Origin of the sequence: Dehalobacter sp. CP (genome assembly GCF_047652685.1) — a bacterium.
Classification (GTDB): Bacteria; Bacillota; Desulfitobacteriia; order Desulfitobacteriales; family Syntrophobotulaceae; genus Dehalobacter.
The window spans coordinates 1,931,509-1,948,362 of record NZ_CP157399.1 but is presented as its reverse complement, the minus strand read 5'-3'; the positions used below and the strand labels follow the sequence as shown (position 1 = coordinate 1,948,362).

15 protein-coding genes are annotated in these 16,854 nt (G+C 44.3%); 14 read left to right on the top strand and 1 reads right to left on the bottom strand.

The features are described 5' to 3' along the window. Nucleotides 1-21 precede the first annotated feature (21 nt). From AAH944_RS09625 to AAH944_RS09580, 10 genes are all read left to right on the top strand, one after another. Nucleotides 22-558 (top strand): hypothetical protein, encoded by a 537-nt coding sequence (locus AAH944_RS09625; RefSeq protein WP_368294208.1) that lies wholly within the window; start codon nt 22-24, stop codon nt 556-558. Nucleotides 559-603: 45 nt separating this feature from the next. Further along, complete coding sequence (locus tag AAH944_RS09620) at nt 604-1,971, top strand: UbiD family decarboxylase (RefSeq protein ID WP_415534681.1); 1,368 nt, start codon at nt 604-606, stop codon at nt 1,969-1,971. 40 nt (nt 1,972-2,011) lie between these two features. Further along, nucleotides 2,012-4,087 (top strand): hydantoinase/oxoprolinase family protein, encoded by a 2,076-nt coding sequence (locus AAH944_RS09615; RefSeq protein ID WP_415534679.1) that lies wholly within the window; start codon nt 2,012-2,014, stop codon nt 4,085-4,087. Further along, nucleotides 4,084-5,835 (top strand): hydantoinase B/oxoprolinase family protein, encoded by a 1,752-nt coding sequence (locus AAH944_RS09610; RefSeq protein WP_368294211.1) that lies wholly within the window; start codon nt 4,084-4,086, stop codon nt 5,833-5,835. Before AAH944_RS09615 ends, AAH944_RS09610 begins: the two co-directional genes overlap by 4 nt. Before the next feature lie 54 nt (nt 5,836-5,889). Continuing rightward, nucleotides 5,890-6,450 (top strand): UbiX family flavin prenyltransferase, encoded by a 561-nt coding sequence (locus tag AAH944_RS09605; RefSeq protein ID WP_368294213.1) that lies wholly within the window; start codon nt 5,890-5,892, stop codon nt 6,448-6,450. Continuing rightward, a complete protein-coding gene (locus tag AAH944_RS09600; RefSeq protein WP_368294214.1) occupies nt 6,447-6,818 on the top strand; it encodes a hypothetical protein in 372 nt (123 codons plus the stop codon). Before AAH944_RS09605 ends, AAH944_RS09600 begins: the two co-directional genes overlap by 4 nt. Nucleotides 6,819-6,825: 7 nt before the next feature. Continuing rightward, nucleotides 6,826-8,121, top strand: a complete 1,296-nt coding sequence (locus AAH944_RS09595; protein ID WP_368294215.1) for a DUF2284 domain-containing protein — start codon at nt 6,826-6,828, stop codon at nt 8,119-8,121. Nucleotides 8,122-8,229: 108 nt separating this feature from the next. Then, a complete protein-coding gene (locus AAH944_RS09590) occupies nt 8,230-9,714 on the top strand; it encodes an amino acid permease (protein ID WP_368294216.1) in 1,485 nt (494 codons plus the stop codon). A 173-nt stretch (nt 9,715-9,887) separates the two neighbouring features. Next, on the top strand, nt 9,888-10,820 hold the full coding sequence (locus AAH944_RS09585) for a hypothetical protein (protein WP_415534676.1): 933 nt from the start codon (nt 9,888-9,890) through the stop codon (nt 10,818-10,820). A 234-nt stretch (nt 10,821-11,054) separates the two neighbouring features. Next, the gene (locus AAH944_RS09580; protein ID WP_415534674.1) at nt 11,055-11,423 is read left to right on the top strand and encodes a hypothetical protein; all 369 of its coding nucleotides are present in this window, start codon (nt 11,055-11,057) and stop codon (nt 11,421-11,423) included. Nucleotides 11,424-11,452: 29 nt separating this feature from the next. Here the strand turns inward: AAH944_RS09580 and AAH944_RS09575 are convergent, their stop codons facing one another. Beyond that, nucleotides 11,453-11,884 (bottom strand): ferritin-like domain-containing protein, encoded by a 432-nt coding sequence (locus AAH944_RS09575; protein ID WP_368294587.1) that lies wholly within the window; start codon nt 11,882-11,884, stop codon nt 11,453-11,455. Between the two features lie 223 nt (nt 11,885-12,107). Between AAH944_RS09575 and fdhD the strand changes: the two genes are divergently transcribed. The 4 genes from fdhD to hcp all read left to right on the top strand — a co-directional run bounded on the left by fdhD (nt 12,108) and on the right by hcp (nt 16,686). After that, nucleotides 12,108-12,938, top strand: coding sequence for a formate dehydrogenase accessory sulfurtransferase FdhD (gene fdhD / locus AAH944_RS09570; protein ID WP_415534672.1), 831 nt, complete (start codon nt 12,108-12,110; stop codon nt 12,936-12,938). A gap of 132 nt (nt 12,939-13,070) precedes the next feature. Beyond that, on the top strand, nt 13,071-13,325 hold the full coding sequence (locus AAH944_RS09565) for an iron-containing alcohol dehydrogenase (protein WP_415537839.1): 255 nt from the start codon (nt 13,071-13,073) through the stop codon (nt 13,323-13,325). Further along, the gene (locus AAH944_RS09560; protein WP_415534670.1) at nt 13,297-14,775 is read left to right on the top strand and encodes an HD domain-containing phosphohydrolase; all 1,479 of its coding nucleotides are present in this window, start codon (nt 13,297-13,299) and stop codon (nt 14,773-14,775) included. The genes AAH944_RS09565 and AAH944_RS09560 overlap by 29 nt, the downstream gene beginning before the upstream one ends. Nucleotides 14,776-15,123: 348 nt before the next feature. Continuing rightward, entirely contained in the window at nt 15,124-16,686 is a 1,563-nt protein-coding gene (gene hcp / locus AAH944_RS09555) for a hydroxylamine reductase (protein WP_415534668.1), read from the top strand. Nucleotides 16,687-16,854: the final 168 nt, after the last annotated feature.

Genomic DNA, 16,854 nt, shown 5'->3' with positions numbered 1-16,854 from the left:
ATATAATTTTAGGAGGACATTATGAAAAACAAATTTTTAAGAACCGACACCAAAGCGCTCGTAGGGTCCATTCTCTTAGGGATTGTCTTTGTCATAGCCTGTCAGGCGACAGGGTTTATTGACAACCTTCTTCCCACAGGCAAAGCAGGCATGTACTTAATTAACGGTACGGTCTGGGCTTCCTTTACAGCCCTCATTGTTCTGCTTTATAAACAGCCTGCAGGGATCATTGCCGGGGAAGTTGAAGCTATCATTTCCATTTGGTACAGTCCGCTGTGGATTGCTTTTATCTTTGCGAATGCTATCGGGTCACTTGCCGTATCCTTCGTGGCGGCCAAATATTCTATGGAAAAATGGGGGCACCACATTTTCGCTCAATTCCTTTGTAATGTTTTGGGGAATGCTGTTGTTTGTATCGGATTAATTTATATTTACCAGTTACCTGTTAAGGTTGCCGTTGTTGAAGCCTTGATTACCATTGCAGTCTGCTGGCCTCTTTCCACAGTCATCACAAAATTGGTGTATGACAGCATTAAAAAATCAGGTTTAGCCCAGTAAAGAATCATTTGCGGGAGACAATGCAGTAAGAAAAGAGGTTAGGATATGAGCCAAGACTTAAGAGATTTTTTGAAGCAGCTGGAACGGGATGGTGAAGTGAAGCATGTCACGGAAGAAGTCAAAAGAGCGTATGAAATCAGCACTCTCATTATGGAACTGGAAAAAGAGCACCGTTATCCCGTCATGGTTTTCGATAAAGTAGAAAACAGTGCGTTTCCTGTGGTGACCAGTATCTTAAGCACCAGAGAACGGTTTGGCAAAGGCCTGGGTGTCGAAGCGTCTAAAGTTTCTGAGACCTATGCCCAGCGTATCAAAAAACGGATTGAAGAGGTCAAAGTTATTGAGAACCCTCCTTTTGCTGAGCATTGTATCACCGGTGATGAGATTGATCTCTATAAGCTTCCGATTCCGACCCACTTTCCGATTGACGCCGGACCCTATGTGACCTCCGGACTGTGTGTTGCCAAAGACCCTGTAAGCGGTGTGGAAACCTTAGGTTTCCACCGCATGCAGTTAAAAAACAAGAATACCTTAGGGATTTCACTCCATTCCCGTCAAAGGCTCTGGGAATATTTCCGAAGAAGCGAAGAAAGAGGACAGAGCCTGGAAGCCGCAATCGTGATTGGTGTTCATCCCAATATTGCCTTGGGATCGATGGCCCTCGTCCCCTATGACCAGGGAAAATATGGTGCGATTGCCGGACTTTTCGGTGAACCATTAGAGGTTGCACCTTGCGCAACGGTCAATTTGCAGGTTCCGGCCTACGCGGAAATTGTCCTGGAAGGTGAAATATTGGCTGACGTACGGGAACAGGAAGGTCCTTTCGCTGAATTTACCAATTACGCCTGCTATCGCAGTACGGAAAATGTCTTTAAAGTCAAAGCCATCCGCTACCGGCAAAACGCTTTTTATCATGATTTAACGCCTGGGATGAGCAGTGAGCATATCACGGTTGTGGCCATTCAGAGAGAAGGCGATGTTTTAAACGCTTTACATCAGACCTTGCCGAATATTAAAGCAGTTCATGCACCTTTTTCCGCCTGCGGACTTTTTCATTGCTATATTTCTATGAAAAAAATTGCCGAAGGTCAGCCAATGCAAGCGATTTACGCCGCTTTGGCGGTCGACCACAATATTAAAATGGTCATTGTGGTGGATGAAGATGTTGACGTCTTTAACGAAGAGGAAGTCCTATGGGCACTTGCCACTCGGTTACAAGCGGATAAAGGCGTTTCCATTTTGCCGCAGCACCTGGGAATGGGTGTGACCCTTGACCCCTCGACGGATGAACTGAGCCGTACTTCTAAAATGGGGATTGATGCCACAAAACCGTTAAGCGGCTTTGCTCCTAAAATCGAGATGAACGATGACGTCAAAAAAGCAGTGCAGCGGCTTCTTAAATATGCCAGATAAGGGATGCGTATTTTAAATATACCGGTTAAAGGATGAGCCTATGATTAAAATTGCCATTGATACAGGAGGTACATTTACCGACTACACTGCGGTAGGGATGTTTCAAAACAGTGAACCCAAAACGGTCTTTGTCAAAAATCTCACGGATCATAACCATCTTGCCCAGGGGATGATCGCTGGCTTAAAAAAATTAGCAGATGCCTGGCATACGGATTTAGAGACACTCCTCTCAGAAACGGAACAAATCATTCACGGCACCACCTTAGCTTTAAACGCCCTTTTAGAAAAAAAAGGCGCGGTTACTGCACTTTTTACCACGGAGGGGTTCCGTGATGCGCTGGAGATACGCCGTTCTCAGCTTGAAAATCAATGGGATCTGCGAGCGGAAACGCCGGATGTACTGGTTCCGCGCAGACTGCGCTTGGGTATTGCGCAGCGTATGGACTACAAAGGGGACATCCTTAAAGTGCTGGATGAACAAGCTGTCCGAAATGCTTGTCTGAAATGCAAGGCATACGGCGTACAGAGCATTGCGGTTTGTTACCTTTTTTCTTTTCTAAATCCGGAACATGAAAAAAGAACAGCAGAAATTATTCGAGAAGAACTACCCGGCGTTTTCGTGGCGCTCTCTTCGGACGTAGCGCCAAAAATCAGAGAGTATGAAAGAACTTCCACGACGGTTCTCAATGCTTATCTGACGCCGGTTCTTCAAGATTATCTCCGCACCGTCAAAAAAGAACTGGCCCAATATGGCTGGGGCAAACCGATTCACATGATGATGAACAGCGGTGGCTTAAGCGATACGGATGCGATGTCCAGTTTCGCTGTCAGAACCCTTTTTTCTGGACCTGCCGGCGGTGCCTGCGGCAATGAAGCCATCGGGAAAATGACAGAAAAGCCCTATACGGTGTTGGCAGATATGGGGGGGACCAGTTTTGATGTGCATGTGGCAGACAGTAAAAATCAGCTGATCCCCCAATCGAAGATTGCTGGCTATCCGTTATCGATCCCGACCATTGACATCACTTCCATTGGAGCCGGCGGGGGTAGCATTGCCCGTCTGGACGAAAGCGGAAGATTGTTGGTGGGACCGGACTCCGCCGGATCAGTTCCAGGCCCTGCCTGTTACGGTTTAGGCGGGACCGAGCCTACGGTTACGGATGCTTTGGTTGTTTTGGGACTGATCGATGAAGATAGTTTCCTCGGTGGTCAAATGGGCCTTAATAAGAAGCTGGCTGAAAAAGTGATTCACGACAAAGTTGCTGCGCCGCTGGATATCTCTGCGACAGAAGGGGCCAATATCATTTACCGGATTGCTACTGAGATGATGGCTGATGCGGTGCGTCTTGTCACAATCCAAAAAGGCAATGACCCCAGAAAATTCTCCTTGATCGGCGCGGGAGGAGCTTTTCCGTTGTTTGCAGCCAACATGATGGATGCGCTGCATATGAAAGAAGTCTTATTTCCGGTCACCGGTCCTGTCTTTTGTGCATGGGGTATGTTAGGGGCAACCCGTCGTTGTGATTTCACGCGAAGTTTCTTTATGGAAAAGGGACAATGGGACCCATCGAAGATTAACGTGGTTATTACCGACATGAAAGAAGAAGGAAAAGCGGAGCTCGGGCGTTTGGGAGTACCGGAAAATGAGCAGAATTTCCGACTTACCCTGGAAATGCGTTACATCGGACAGCACCATGAAATAGCAATACCCTGGCAGGGAACGTTTACCTCAGAGAGCCGGGATGCTTTAGAAATCGCCTTCAATCGTACCCACGAAAGCATCTATGAATATGTTGAAACAGACAAAGAATGGGAAATCATGAATATCCATCTGGCTTGTGTGGAACGAGAGAAGGAAAACACACGCTTTCCGTTCCCTGAGAATGACATTCTCTTAGCGAATAGGACAGTGGCAGGGAATCCCTTCGGACAAACGGGCGAAATCTCCGTCCCAGTCTACCACGCCGGTGATTTGACCGGCAATGGTACAAAAAGTATCAACGGCCCGGCTCTGATCAATTTTGACTACACTACGGTTTTGATTCCCGCTGGCTTTGCAGGCAAATCGGTTAAGAACGGTGTTTTATCGATAACAAAAGAAGGTGCAGAAGCATGACAAGGACAACGACGGAAGATATGATTAACCGCACCGTTATCGCCAATCGTCTCGATAGTATCACCAAAGAAATGGGACTCGCCTTGGAGCATTCCGCCCATTCCCCGATCTTCGCCGAAGCCTGTGACTTTGCTTGTTGTATTTGTGATCGAGACGGTCAATTGGTCTCTCAGTTAAGCGGTATTCCGATTTTGGCGACAGCAGGCTCCTTCAGCGTCAAATCTGTTTTGCGGAAATATCCGAATAGCATCACAAACGGTGATGTTTTTATCATCAATGATCCCTATGACGGTGGAAATCACCTGCCTGATATCGGAATCATTACCCCTGTCTTTTTTGAGGACAATTTAATGTTTTTCTGTGTCAGCCGCGCCCATCACGGGGATATCGGAGGTTCCACCGCGGGCAGCTATAATCCCAAGGCAACCGAAATATTTCAGGAAGGAATTCGAATCCCCCCGACAAAACTAATGCGCAACAACGAATTCATGGGTGAAATTTTAGATCTGATTTTAATCAATACCCGTAATCCCAACATGCTCAAAAGCGACCTCTTAGCCCAGATCGGCGCCAACAAAGTTGCTGCGAAGCGCATTCTGGAGATGGTGGAAGCTTATACGCCCGCTGTCGTGAACAAAGCCATTGCCGAAACCCTGGAACAAACCGAAATGCTCACGAAGAAGCGGATAAGAGAGATTCCTGACGGTATTTACCGGGCGACCGAATACATTGATGATGACGGTTTTCAAGAAGAACCTGTTAAAATTGAGATTGCAGTGAAAGTAGAAGGCGAACGTCTTTTGGTTGATTTCGCAGGGACAGACCCGCAGGTCAAAGGCTTTATCAATACTTCAGTGGTCACAGCGACGACTGCTTCGGGTATTGCGGTACTTTGGTTTTTAGGCGACGATATTCCCAGAAATGATGGTGCCTTCCGCTGCATCGATGTCCATTTGCCTAAAGGATCTTTAGTAAATCCATATGAACCGGCACCCATGACGCTTTGCACCTTAACCCCGGCCAGTGAAATAATCGGCGCCATTTTTCAGGCATTGAATCAAGCAGTCCCCGGAAGGGTTCCTGCGGGATATACGCGCTATGCAGGCCCTTCTTATTATGGTACCGATCCGAGGAATAACCGCTATTACGTTGGGTTTTCGTTTTGCTCGACCGGAAGCGGCGGCGCCATGCAAGGAAGAGACGGAAAATCCTATATGTCGCCCATGTCTAATTTCGGTGGTGTCAAAACGCCGGATATTGAATCCAACGAAATTCAATATCCGCACATCACCCTTTATCATGAAATGGAAACGGATACGGCCGGTGCCGGAGAATATCGCGGCGGAGCAGGGATGAAATATGCGTTTGAGCTATACGATGAAGGCAGCCATATCGTAAATTTTGGGGATGGGATGAAATTTGCACCTTACGGTTTAAATGGCGGAAACCAAGGGAGTTTAAATAAAGGGGTTTTTATTCATCAGGGGGAACCGGTCGTTATGGCAAGTAAAGAAGCGCCAAGATGTGTTGCCAAAGGTGACCAGGTCATGCTGAGTTCCTGCGGCGGCGGCGGATGGGGCAAACCGCTGGACCGCCCGGTAGAAAAGGTATATGCGGATGTTTTGGATGAGATCATCTCCATCAAAACGGCTAAAGAAATTTATGGTGTTGTCATCACGAAAACAGGCATCGACTATGATCAAACGAACCAATTCAGAAACAGTAAAAATGGGAATAAAAGAGTGTAAGAAAAAATAAGGCGACAAAAACAAGGATAAGGATAAGGTAAGGACTGATAAGTAATGAAAATTCTTGTTGCAATGACCGGTGCCACCGGGGTGATCTACGGCGTACGTCTATTGGAAGTCCTCAAAGAGACAGAGCATCATGTTTCCCTGATCATGAGCGGGTGGGCCAAAGAAACGCTCTCGCTGGAAACGGATTATGCTGTTGGCTACGTCCAATCTTTAGCAGACAAAGTATACGACCATAACGACTTAGCTGCCGCTGTTGCCAGCGGTTCTTACGGGATCGAGGCGACCATTGTCGCACCTTGCAGTATGAAGACTCTGTCCGGGATTGCGAATGGCTACAGCGATAATCTGATTGTCCGCGCTTCCGACGTGGCCTTGAAAGAGCGGCGTCCTCTCTTATTGATGGTCAGAGAAACACCGCTTTCGTCCATTCATCTAAAAAATATGACGACCGTAACAGAAGCGGGCGGCATACTCATCCCGCCCGTACCGGCTTTTTACCACCGGCCCAAAACCATTGACGATATTGTAAATCAAAGTGTCGGCAAGGTGTTGGATTTGTTGAGAGTTCCTCATAATCTCTATGAAAGATGGAGAAGTGACCAATGAAAATAACCATCGGACAAGACAAGCTTGCCCTGTCCTACGAGATATCCATCATAGGACACGACATTCTAATTACCGTTACCGGAGGGAAACAACATATCGGCAGTGCAGCGGTCGGAAACTGCGGCACGGTTACAAAGTATGCCGTAGAAGGCCACCGTGATGACGTCCTGGCCGGAACTCTGGCACAGGATGTTTCCAAGCTTTTTAACTGCATTTGCTTGGTAGCTGCAGGATTTCATCAAGACAATATGACCAAAGAAGAAATTGAGATTGTGTTGCTAAATCATCAGCAGGGAATCCAAAAAGTGATTACGTATTTGAAAGAGAACTATGCAAAGAGAACCGATGGCAAAATAATTAAAGGATGATACCGGCATGAACAAAATTGATTATCAAAACAATGACTATGACTTTTTATTGAAGGTCAAAGCGGAACAGCAAACAGCAGCGATTCTTCAGAAGGCGATGGCATGTGATATTTTTACCGCGATTGAAGAAGGTAAATCTTTCGGTGATCTGACCAATTGCCTTCATCTCGATGCGAAAGGAACGTTTCTTTTCCTCGACGTTTTAGACAAAATGGGTCTAATCATTAGGAAAGAAGGCTATCTGTGCAATGCCCCCGTCAGCGCAAAATATCTTACGGCAACAAGTCCTTTTTTTAGCCTGGACGCTTTAAAAAGCGGTAAAATCAGCGGCATCTTTATCGCGGAAAAACTTTTGCCCATGTTAGCATCTTTTAGGGGGAATGTCCTCTTTGAGGGATTTTCTGCTGATATTTTTTCTCCGTTAATTCAAAAGTTTATGTTGGAGCAATGTAAAGAAATTTCTTTTGATGATCAATCGCCTTATGAGCTGATTATCACAGGCGAAAATTACGAAAAACACGCGGAAAGCATTATCCATAACGGAATTATTGGTGTCATGGGGGCGTTTTCCGGGGAATACTCTTTAAACACTGCGATGAACTTATATCATAATTACCTTAATGAGAATGACCTTCAACAAAAAGACAGCTCTATGTTTTCGGTAAACATCCTTTCAGAGAAAGATGTGGCTGCATTTTTTACGAAAAAGCAGATGCATCAGACACCTTTATTACCCCTCACCCGTGATATTTCGGTGATTTTTGCATCCAAGAATAAGCACAAATTAGAGGAGCTGGCCATAACAAAAGAAGCGCAAATCTACGCAAGATTAAAAAGACTGCCCATTCAGTCCATCACGATGATCAATCCTCAGGATGTTGTTACGGCCCACTGGGCAAAAGATCATTGCCGTTACGGATGCTCCAGCTATGGGGAAAAGTGCTGTCCGCCAAATAGCCCTTCCTATGAGGAAACGAGGGTGAAATTAGACGGCTATACCAAAGCTTTTCTGATTGAAGGCCAGCCGCCGACAAGTGATTTTCAAAAACTAATGCTGAATGCAGAGAAATTAGCTTTTAAACATGGATTCTACAAAGCATTCTCTTTTTGGGCAGGACCATGCCATATTTGCAGCGAGTGCAAACCGCCAGCATCGCCCAAGAAGTGTACAGTGACCCGTCCCTCTATGGAAAGCGCCGGTATTGATGTTTTTGCCACTGTTTCTAAGCAAGGCTTTACAATGCGAACCTTAAAAGATAAACAGGAATTCGTTAAATACTTTGGACTGTTACTTCTGGAATAAATGATAGGTTTCTTTAGCTGGATTGAATTGTTATCTCCAAACAGAATGTATTTGTGATTTTGAGAAATAATAATGGAAATCACAAACCTGAATATGGAGAATACAATAATGAAGAAAAAACATAAGGGATTATCTGTTTGGCAGCTTACAATGATGGCTTTGGGAACAGTAATCGGAGGCTCCTTTTTTTTGGGCTCATCGGTAGCGATTAATGCTGCAGGACCTTCAATTATCGTTTCCTTTATTCTTGGCGGAGTCATCGTTTATTTTATCCTTTTTGCATTGTCGGAAATGACGGTTGCAAATCCTGATGTCGGCTCCTTTCGTACTTTTGCAGCCCAAACCTTTGGGAAAGGAACCGGTTTTGTAGTTGGTTGGGTATATTGGGCTGGGATGGTTTTGGCTATGTCCAGTGAGGCTACTGCTGTATCGATCCTGATGCGCGAATGGGTTCCCAATATATCCATAGCCGGATTGGGAAGCTTAATTATTGTAAGCGTCACGCTGCTAAATTTATTGGGAGCTGATAAATTAAGTAAGCTCGAGAGTGGTCTGGCTGCCGTTAAGCTATTAGCCCTGGCTTCGTTTATTATCATCGCCTTACTTTTAATCATGGGATTATTTTCGACTGTTTCCCAAATTGGTGTCGGAGAATTAGTCAGGGAACCTTTGATGCCGGCGGGAATAAAAGGGATAGCAGGGAGTATGCTTATCGTCATATTTTCCTATGCGGGTTTTGAAATCATCGGACTGGCTGCTTCGGAAGCTGACAATCCAACAAAAACGATTCCCAAAGCAATTTCCCATACAGTATTAATTCTAGTAGGATTTTATATTGTCTCTATTGCTGTGCTGCTTCCGTTAATCCCGACCTCCAGTCTGAGTGAAAAATTCAGTCCCATGGTAGCTGCGCTTGATAGATGGGGAATCAGCTGGGCGGGCAACGCCATTAACTTTGTACTCATAACAGCGATACTTTCCACCATGTTGGCAGCGATGTTTGGTCTGGGCAGAATGATGCGTTCTCTTGCCGAAGAAGGCCAGGCACCCAGGTGGTTAAAGGACCGGAGAAACGTCCCGTATCGGGGAATACTGATTTCTGGTTTAGCCATGCTTGCGGGATTGGGCATTGGTCTTATGCTCCCAAGTGTGTACTTATTTTTGATAAGCTCTGGTGGGTTTGCTTTGTTATTTACGTATGCGGTAATTATGGCGACTCACTTACGCTTTCGAAAAAAATATGGGTGTCCGCCATCAGGGAAGTGTCAGATGCCTTTATACCCTTATTCTAGCTGGATTGTTTTTCTGAGTCTGATCATGATTATCATCAGTATGCCATTTATCTCCGGGCAGGGAACAGGACTTATTGCCGGGATAATCATGATTGCTGTGTTTTATGTCCTCTATATGTTTCTAACTAGGATCAATAAACTACAAACAAATAACGCTAATAGAGCCAATAATAAACGATTAAACAATAATACCTGTAAAACGAAACTGTCCGTCGAATTCTCCAGAGATTTAATAGAAAAAGTGGATTTTCAGGCAGACAGAAAGCAAGAATGCCAGCCAAGAAAGGACGAATTACCTTAAACAATGAGCATTCCAAAACTGCTACAGCGCTAGCGAATAGTGAAGAGATTTCCATGGAAAGCATTTTAGCCTCTGCCTAAGCTTGTCACACTATAATTTAGCCTCCCATACTATATAGCAAAATATGGTTAACTAATTGGTAAGCGCCGATTAGGGGAGGTTAAGAGCTTAAGATGAATAAATATCTTAGTCAAAAAGCAATTGATTATCTTCTTTCGCTAAACAATGTGGTGGGAATCGGCTACGGACTAAAAGAGGTCAAAGGAAAACTGACTGATCAAAAGGCGATTGTCGTAATGGTAAGTCGGAAAGTAACGCAAACGGAGTTAATCAGACGACATGTTGTTCTAAAATCTATTGAAGGATTTGTTACCGATGTTATCGAGGTCGGGAAGGTCTCTGCTCATAGAATTCAGGAAGAAGGGCCAATTAGGGAAGCTGAAGATAATGTATCCCGCAAATCCAGCTGGCGGCCCGGGCCAGGAGGGGTAAGCATCGGCCACTATAAGATTACAGCCGGAACTCTTGGAGTTGTGGTTTATGATAATTTTACAGGCAAAAAACTGATTTTATCCAACAATCATGTCTTGGCCAATTCAACGAATGGTAAAGACAAACGAGCTAAAAAAGGTGATCCAATCCTTCAGCCCGGACCACTGGATGGCGGGACCAAGAGAAATGATAAAATTGCTAAACTTTACAGGTATGTTCCATTAAAAGACAACGGTTTCAATGTTGTTGATGCTGCTGTAGCGAAACCACTTAGACAAGGCCTCGTAGTTCCGGAAATTCTTGGCATTGGTACTGTCCAGGGTAAAACGCTGCCGCAATTAGGAATGCTGGTGAAAAAATCCGGACGTACGACGGGTTTGACCAGTGGTATCGTTCAAGTAATAGACGCCATTATTGATGTGGATTATGACGGACGGATTCTTAAATTTAAGAATCAAATTATGGTTACTGCCTTTGATCAAGGCGGGGATAGTGGTTCATTGGTCCTCAATGAGTTTAACTGGGCCGTCGGTTTATTATTTGCCGGGTCGGATACTTTCACTTTTGTAAATCCTATTGATCCAGTCTTAGATTTATTGGGTGTACACTTGTAAGCCAGTCGCAAGATTGGCTTTTTTATGACCCAAAAGCACTAAAGCAAAGCAAGGATTGTCATAGTTTGGCAGGATATGACATTCTTTCTAAAGGAATTTCTCGATCCAGCGTGTAATACTCATATTTGCTTTCAATATATTGGATCGTTATACCTCTCGATTTTTTTCAGTTCTGCCGTGACCCTTTATTATATACCAATAAATATACAGACCATCCTGAGTGGGGTGGGGAGTATGGCTTTCCCGGTCATGATCGGAGTCTTAATCTGGATTTTTTCCGAGAAGCTCGTGAGCTTCATGGTTGAGCCCGTGAAGGAGAAAAAGGAGGACATGATGTCCCCTACCTTTGATCTTGACAGTGCTCAAATCATTGTACTGACGACAGCCGGTCTGATCTTGCTCGTCAATGCCATTTCTTCGCTGATTTCAGCTTTAACCGTCTATGCAGTTTTGTCGGACCTTCCTACCAGCAGTGCTTGGCATGAAATTATCAGCCAGCTGGTGAACTCGGCCATCCAGATTATTCTGGGGTTATGGCTTGTATTTGGCGGTAAAGGGCTGGTAAATATCATAAAGAAGATTCGGACTGCAGGTGTTAAGTGAAATAAGATTCCTGCCTAAAAATAAGGAATTTAGCGGCAGGCCTCTAGTTCCTGAACTTTATTTAAAAACCAGGCCGTGTGCAGATCTTCGTCAACTAGATTGGCCCACAGGACAGAAAACAACGTATGATCTTTTCCGATTTTTAAAATCAAGTCTTTATAATCACTCATTGCTTTTCTCTCCAGAAGAATATCGGCTTTTAGCAGGGAAACTATTCCAAACGCAGCAGTGATATTCCCGGCGGTCTTTCCCAGGAGCGGGGAAATAATATCCCCTAAAATGGTCGGTTCGCTACCGTATTTCCGTATTTGGGCGGCAATGTTATCGACATGCTGCTGTTCAATATAAGATGACCGTTCCAATACTTTGCTGATATAGATATCTTCGACCAATTTACTTTGCGCCATATAAAGATCAACCTGGTTCAGTTCCAGGCTGTAAAACCAGTTGAGCTTTGCGATGATTCCGTCAGTATCCAGATTTTATTCCACCACCTGACTGCCTCAATGTCTTGATGCTTGTACTGAAAGAAGTCTTTCATAAGTCTATTCTATTATTGATAAAATGCCTTGCAAATATACTGAAATCTATTCGGATTGATCATGAATCATGCCCCATTAATTTCAGTAAATCTTATTTTAGTGGTAAAATAAAATGGCAATATTACTGCTAGGAGGGTAAACAATGAATGCTGCTGACGAAGGAATCGTCTACGAAGAATTTGAGGTAGTAGAAATCCAAAGAGAAAATGATGCCATTGTGATGAAAGAAGCGGTGAGAAAGGTCATCGCCGAAGTGTCCCTTAAAATGATAGTCAATGGACAGGAGCTTGTTTCCGTTCTCTGTCTGAACCGGCACCACGAGGAGTTGGCCCTGGGTTTTCTATATAATGAGGGTGTTATTGGTTCTTATGAAGATATTGAAAGCATCGAATACAATGAGAAAATGCTGGCAGTGCTGATTGAACTTAGAGAAGGAATCGTTATTGACAGACGCGAAAGTCTGAGAAGCATCACTTCCGGCTGTGGCAAGTGTTATACCTACATTAATCCGCTGAAAAAGACGCAGTACGCCGTCAGCACGAACAAATCCACTTTTTCCGCAGGAAATATCTTGAAAATCATGGATAAGTTCATTGAGCAGTCTGAGATCTTTCATACGATTGGCGGCGTCCACAGTGTCTTATTTTACGCTGACGGATTTGAAGTGCTAAATGAAGACATTGGCCGGCACAACTGCTTCGATAAAATGACAGGAATACTGATGAAGGCAAACAAGATGGAGCTAGCCGCAAATGGCATGGTTTTTATCAGCGGCAGACTTACTTCGGAAATGCTCATGAAAATGATCAGGCTTGGAGCACCCGTGGTAGTTTCCAAATCGACGCCCACAACAGCGACCATCAGGCTTGCCCTGGAACATAACATTACACTTCTCGGCTATGTCAGAGGAGGCAAAGGTACTGTTTATGCCTGCCCAGAAAGGCTGGCTGACACCTCCGATAGCCAAATCTAATGCCCCGCATATTTTGAAAAAATTTGTCGAATAGTAGGAATTTCTTAACTTATGTAGAAATAGTATACAAATCCTTTGAAATGACAGAATGTTTAGATTATTGAAATATTCTGATAAGGTAAAAATAGTTGAATTGTAACTATTGCTATCGGCGGCGGTAGTGTCATGGATTGTGCGAAGTGCATCAGTATACTGGTAGCCAACGGCGGAAATATTCTGGATTATGAAGGTGTCGATGAAGTCAATTTGCCGCGACCGCCGCTGATTTGTATCCCGAGTACGGCTGGAACGGCAGCAGATGTATCTCAGTTTGCCATTAACCTAAAAAAACTCACGAAGCAAGAGGTTAAAGCAATTTATGAAAGAATATTACAATGCTTTCAATGAGGGAAAAATAACAAGGCAAGCCATCATTGGTCTCGGGGAAAATTCGATTCGCAAAAATTACTATCCCGAGCTGCAGGAAAAGTTATTGGATCTTGAGCATATTAATATTCGAAACAAAGCTTTGATGGCCGCGATTCAGGACATTATGCTGGTCAGCGATTCAGATAGCCATATTTCGCCATTTGCCGTCTCCAATAAAAAGGACGATCCTTTAACACTAGAGATCTTAAGGAATAACGAAATTGTTCGGAGATTACAGGAGGCAATTTATCAGGTTGTTCAGAAACGGGAGATGGTCACCTGTGATTTTAGGTTAAAGTACCAGGGACGGGATTACTATTTTGAATCGCGAATTCACATCTCAGAGATTAATGAAATCTTAATACTGGTTCGGGATATGACTGAAAGAACCCTAATGGAAATGCAGTTAAGGGAGATGGCGGAAAGAGAAAGCCTGACAAAGCTATATAAACGGCACTGTTTAATCAACAAACTGGCTGAATTCCATGGAAAAAGCTTCGAAAAGCTCACCATGCTGCTCTTTGATATTGATGGGTTGAAAATCATTAATGGTACTTTTGGACATCTGAAAGGGGATGAAGTGATTGTATCCGTAGCCTGGATTATTCATGACCACTTCAGATTAATTGGGTATATCGCCCGCATTGGCGGAGATGAATTTTGCGTGATTGTCGAGGGACTCTCCAGCCAGGAGATTGAGCAGCAACTTAAACAGATGAATAAAATGCTGCATAAATATAATGAACAAACAGATGCATTAAAGATCTCGCTGTCTTCGGGCTATTCTTTCCATAGGACAGGTATTGTCAATACAGAATGGATGTTTCAGGAAGCAAATAACAACATGTATCAAAATAAATTATTGAAGGAATCCAGCAACCATTTGGTCAAGACCCTGATGAGAGGGCTGGAAGCGAAGGACTATATTACCGAGGGCCATGCGGAACGGATGGGTGAGCTTGCAACCCAAATGGGTGTAGCGCTGCGGCTGCCTCAAAGTAAACTCGACCGGATCAGGTTGCTTACCAAATTTCACGATATCGGTAAAGTGGGAATTCCAGATAGGATCCTGTGTAAACCTTCCAAGCTGAACGAGGAGGAGTGGAAGGTCATGAAAACGCATTGCGGGATCGGGGAAAGAATTGCGGCCGAATCCTCAGAATTAAAGAGTATTGCACACCTGATTCTGAAGCACCATGAAAGGTGGGACGGAAAAGGTTATCCTTTAGGATTGAAAGCAGGGGAGATACCGATCGAATGCAGAATTTTAAGTATTGTTGATACCTTTGATGCGATGACAAATGACCGGCCGTATCGTGAAGCACTGTCTGAAGCTGAGGCAATCAAGGAAATCGTATCATGTTCCCGAACGCAGTTTGATCCGAATTTGGTTCTCTTGTTCAAAGAGATTATTGAGAAATCATCATAAACATCGAGTAATACGCATCACCCTTTCTTCCATCATACCATCTTAGCAATAGCCACGATCCTCCGAACATATTGCCATTGATTCCATGAATTAAACAAGCGTATTGCATATATATAATTCACAATATTCACACAATTATCCACAATTAATTTGCTATCAATTTCAACGATGATTCCATGATTCAAAGAGAGAATATAACTGCGGATATGGCGATTAAATATTATCAGAATATTAAGAAAATGGCATCTGATTTTTGTAACCTTGGATACCGATTTCCGGCAGTTTTTTACGTATGATTAAAAAAATAAGACCACGATTAAAAACAAAATATAGAGGAGGTAAATTCTTATGTCTCAGATGTTCTGTTTTCAATGTGAACAAACTGCCGGTGGAAAAGGATGCACGAACGCAGGGGTCTGCGGAAAGAAACCGGAAGTAGCTAATAAGCATGATGAACTCACTTGTGCCCTGATTGGATTGGCCAGAGCAGCATCCCGTCGGAAAACTGCACCGGAAACAGATGCTTTGGTGATGCAGAGCCTGTTTGCCACAGTGACCAATGTTAATTTTGATCCTCAAGATTTTGATGCCTTCATACAAAAGGTAACTGAAGAGAAAAACAAACTTGGCGGGGCGAAAGATTTTGCACCTGAAGCTTTGTTCCATGGTGATCCGGACATCGTTTCGCTGCGTACGACTCTCTTGTTAGGCATGCGCGGGATGGCGGCATATGCTTGGCATGCGTATGTTCTAGGCAAGCAGGATCCTCAAGTCACCGCCTGCTTTTATAAAGGATTGAAAGCTGTCGGGGAAGATCATTCCGTCGATGAATGGCTGGAGTTGCTGATGGAATTCGGCAAAACCAATCTTGCCTGTATGGCGCTGCTCGATGAAGCGAATACTTCGACTTTCGGTCATCCGGTGCCAACCAAAGTTACAACAACCATAGAAAAAGGCCCATTCATTGTGATCACCGGCCATGACCTGCTCGATCTGAAACAATTGCTGGAACAGACAGAAGGAAAAGGAATCAATATTTATACCCATGGTGAAATGCTCCCGGCTCACGCCTATCCTGAATTTAAAAAATATGTGCATCTGAAGGGCAATTTCGGAACGGCCTGGCAGAACCAGCAAAAGGAATTTGACAATATTCCGGCTCCAATCTTTTTTACGACGAACTGTCTGATGCCACCCAAAGCCAGTTACGCTGACAGGGTTTATACGACATCCGTCGTCGGTTATCCCGAAATGAAGCATATCCCGGATGCCAAAGTCAAGGACTTTTCGCCCCTGATTAAGCAGGCGCTTGAACTTGGCGGCTACAGCGGAGATCAATACAGGACAGGGATCAACGGCGGAAACGAGCTGATGACAGGTTTTGCCCGGAATACTGTTCTCGGAGTCGCGGATAAAGTGATCGATGCCGTCAAGGCAGGGGCAATCAAGCATTTCTTCCTGGTTGGCGGCTGTGATGGCGCGAAACCCGGCAGAAACTACTATACCGAGTTTGTCAGACAAACTCCGAAAGATACGGTCGTACTGACACTTGCCTGCGGGAAATACCGCTTTAATGACCTGAATATCGGAGAAATCGGGGGACTGCCACGGCTAATGGATATGGGTCAATGCAACGATGCCTATTCCGCTATTCAGGTTGCTGTTGCATTGGCCAAGGCTTTTGAATGCGGCGTAAACGATCTGCCCTTAACGCTTGTGCTTTCCTGGTATGAGCAAAAAGCCGTCTGTATTTTACTGACACTTCTGGCGCTGGGCATAAAAAATATCTATATCGGACCATCCGTTCCCGCTTTTTTCTCTTCCAATGTACTCAGTGTTTTGGTCGAAAAATTCAATATCACACCAATCTCTACACCAGAGAATGATTTAACAGCTATTCTGGCTAAATAAAAGGGCTCACCTCAATCCGAATGCTGCTGACACTGTGTTGGCAGCATTTCATTTTGGGTGTTAATAGCCCCTTTTTGCACATTTAGCATGACCTAGCTGCGTTTCACATCCATGTTCGCTTGGACTGCTGGATCACGTTACGTTACGCGAATTATTCCACGAAATTAT

Coding starts and splice junctions, on each gene's coding strand:
- AAH944_RS09600 (WP_368294214.1), top strand. CDS start 6,447: ATGAAAATAACCATCGGACAAGACAAGCTTGCCCTGTCCTACGAGATA.
- AAH944_RS09585 (WP_415534676.1), top strand. CDS start 9,888: ATGAATAAATATCTTAGTCAAAAAGCAATTGATTATCTTCTTTCGCTA.
- AAH944_RS09610 (WP_368294211.1), top strand. CDS start 4,084: ATGACAAGGACAACGACGGAAGATATGATTAACCGCACCGTTATCGCC.
- AAH944_RS09580 (WP_415534674.1), top strand. CDS start 11,055: ATGGCTTTCCCGGTCATGATCGGAGTCTTAATCTGGATTTTTTCCGAG.
- AAH944_RS09615 (WP_415534679.1), top strand. CDS start 2,012: ATGATTAAAATTGCCATTGATACAGGAGGTACATTTACCGACTACACT.
- AAH944_RS09620 (WP_415534681.1), top strand. CDS start 604: ATGAGCCAAGACTTAAGAGATTTTTTGAAGCAGCTGGAACGGGATGGT.
- AAH944_RS09595 (WP_368294215.1), top strand. CDS start 6,826: ATGAACAAAATTGATTATCAAAACAATGACTATGACTTTTTATTGAAG.
- AAH944_RS09590 (WP_368294216.1), top strand. CDS start 8,230: ATGAAGAAAAAACATAAGGGATTATCTGTTTGGCAGCTTACAATGATG.
- AAH944_RS09605 (WP_368294213.1), top strand. CDS start 5,890: ATGAAAATTCTTGTTGCAATGACCGGTGCCACCGGGGTGATCTACGGC.
- AAH944_RS09560 (WP_415534670.1), top strand. CDS start 13,297: ATGAAAGAATATTACAATGCTTTCAATGAGGGAAAAATAACAAGGCAA.
- AAH944_RS09625 (WP_368294208.1), top strand. CDS start 22: ATGAAAAACAAATTTTTAAGAACCGACACCAAAGCGCTCGTAGGGTCC.
- hcp (WP_415534668.1), top strand. CDS start 15,124: ATGTCTCAGATGTTCTGTTTTCAATGTGAACAAACTGCCGGTGGAAAA.
- fdhD (WP_415534672.1), top strand. CDS start 12,108: ATGAATGCTGCTGACGAAGGAATCGTCTACGAAGAATTTGAGGTAGTA.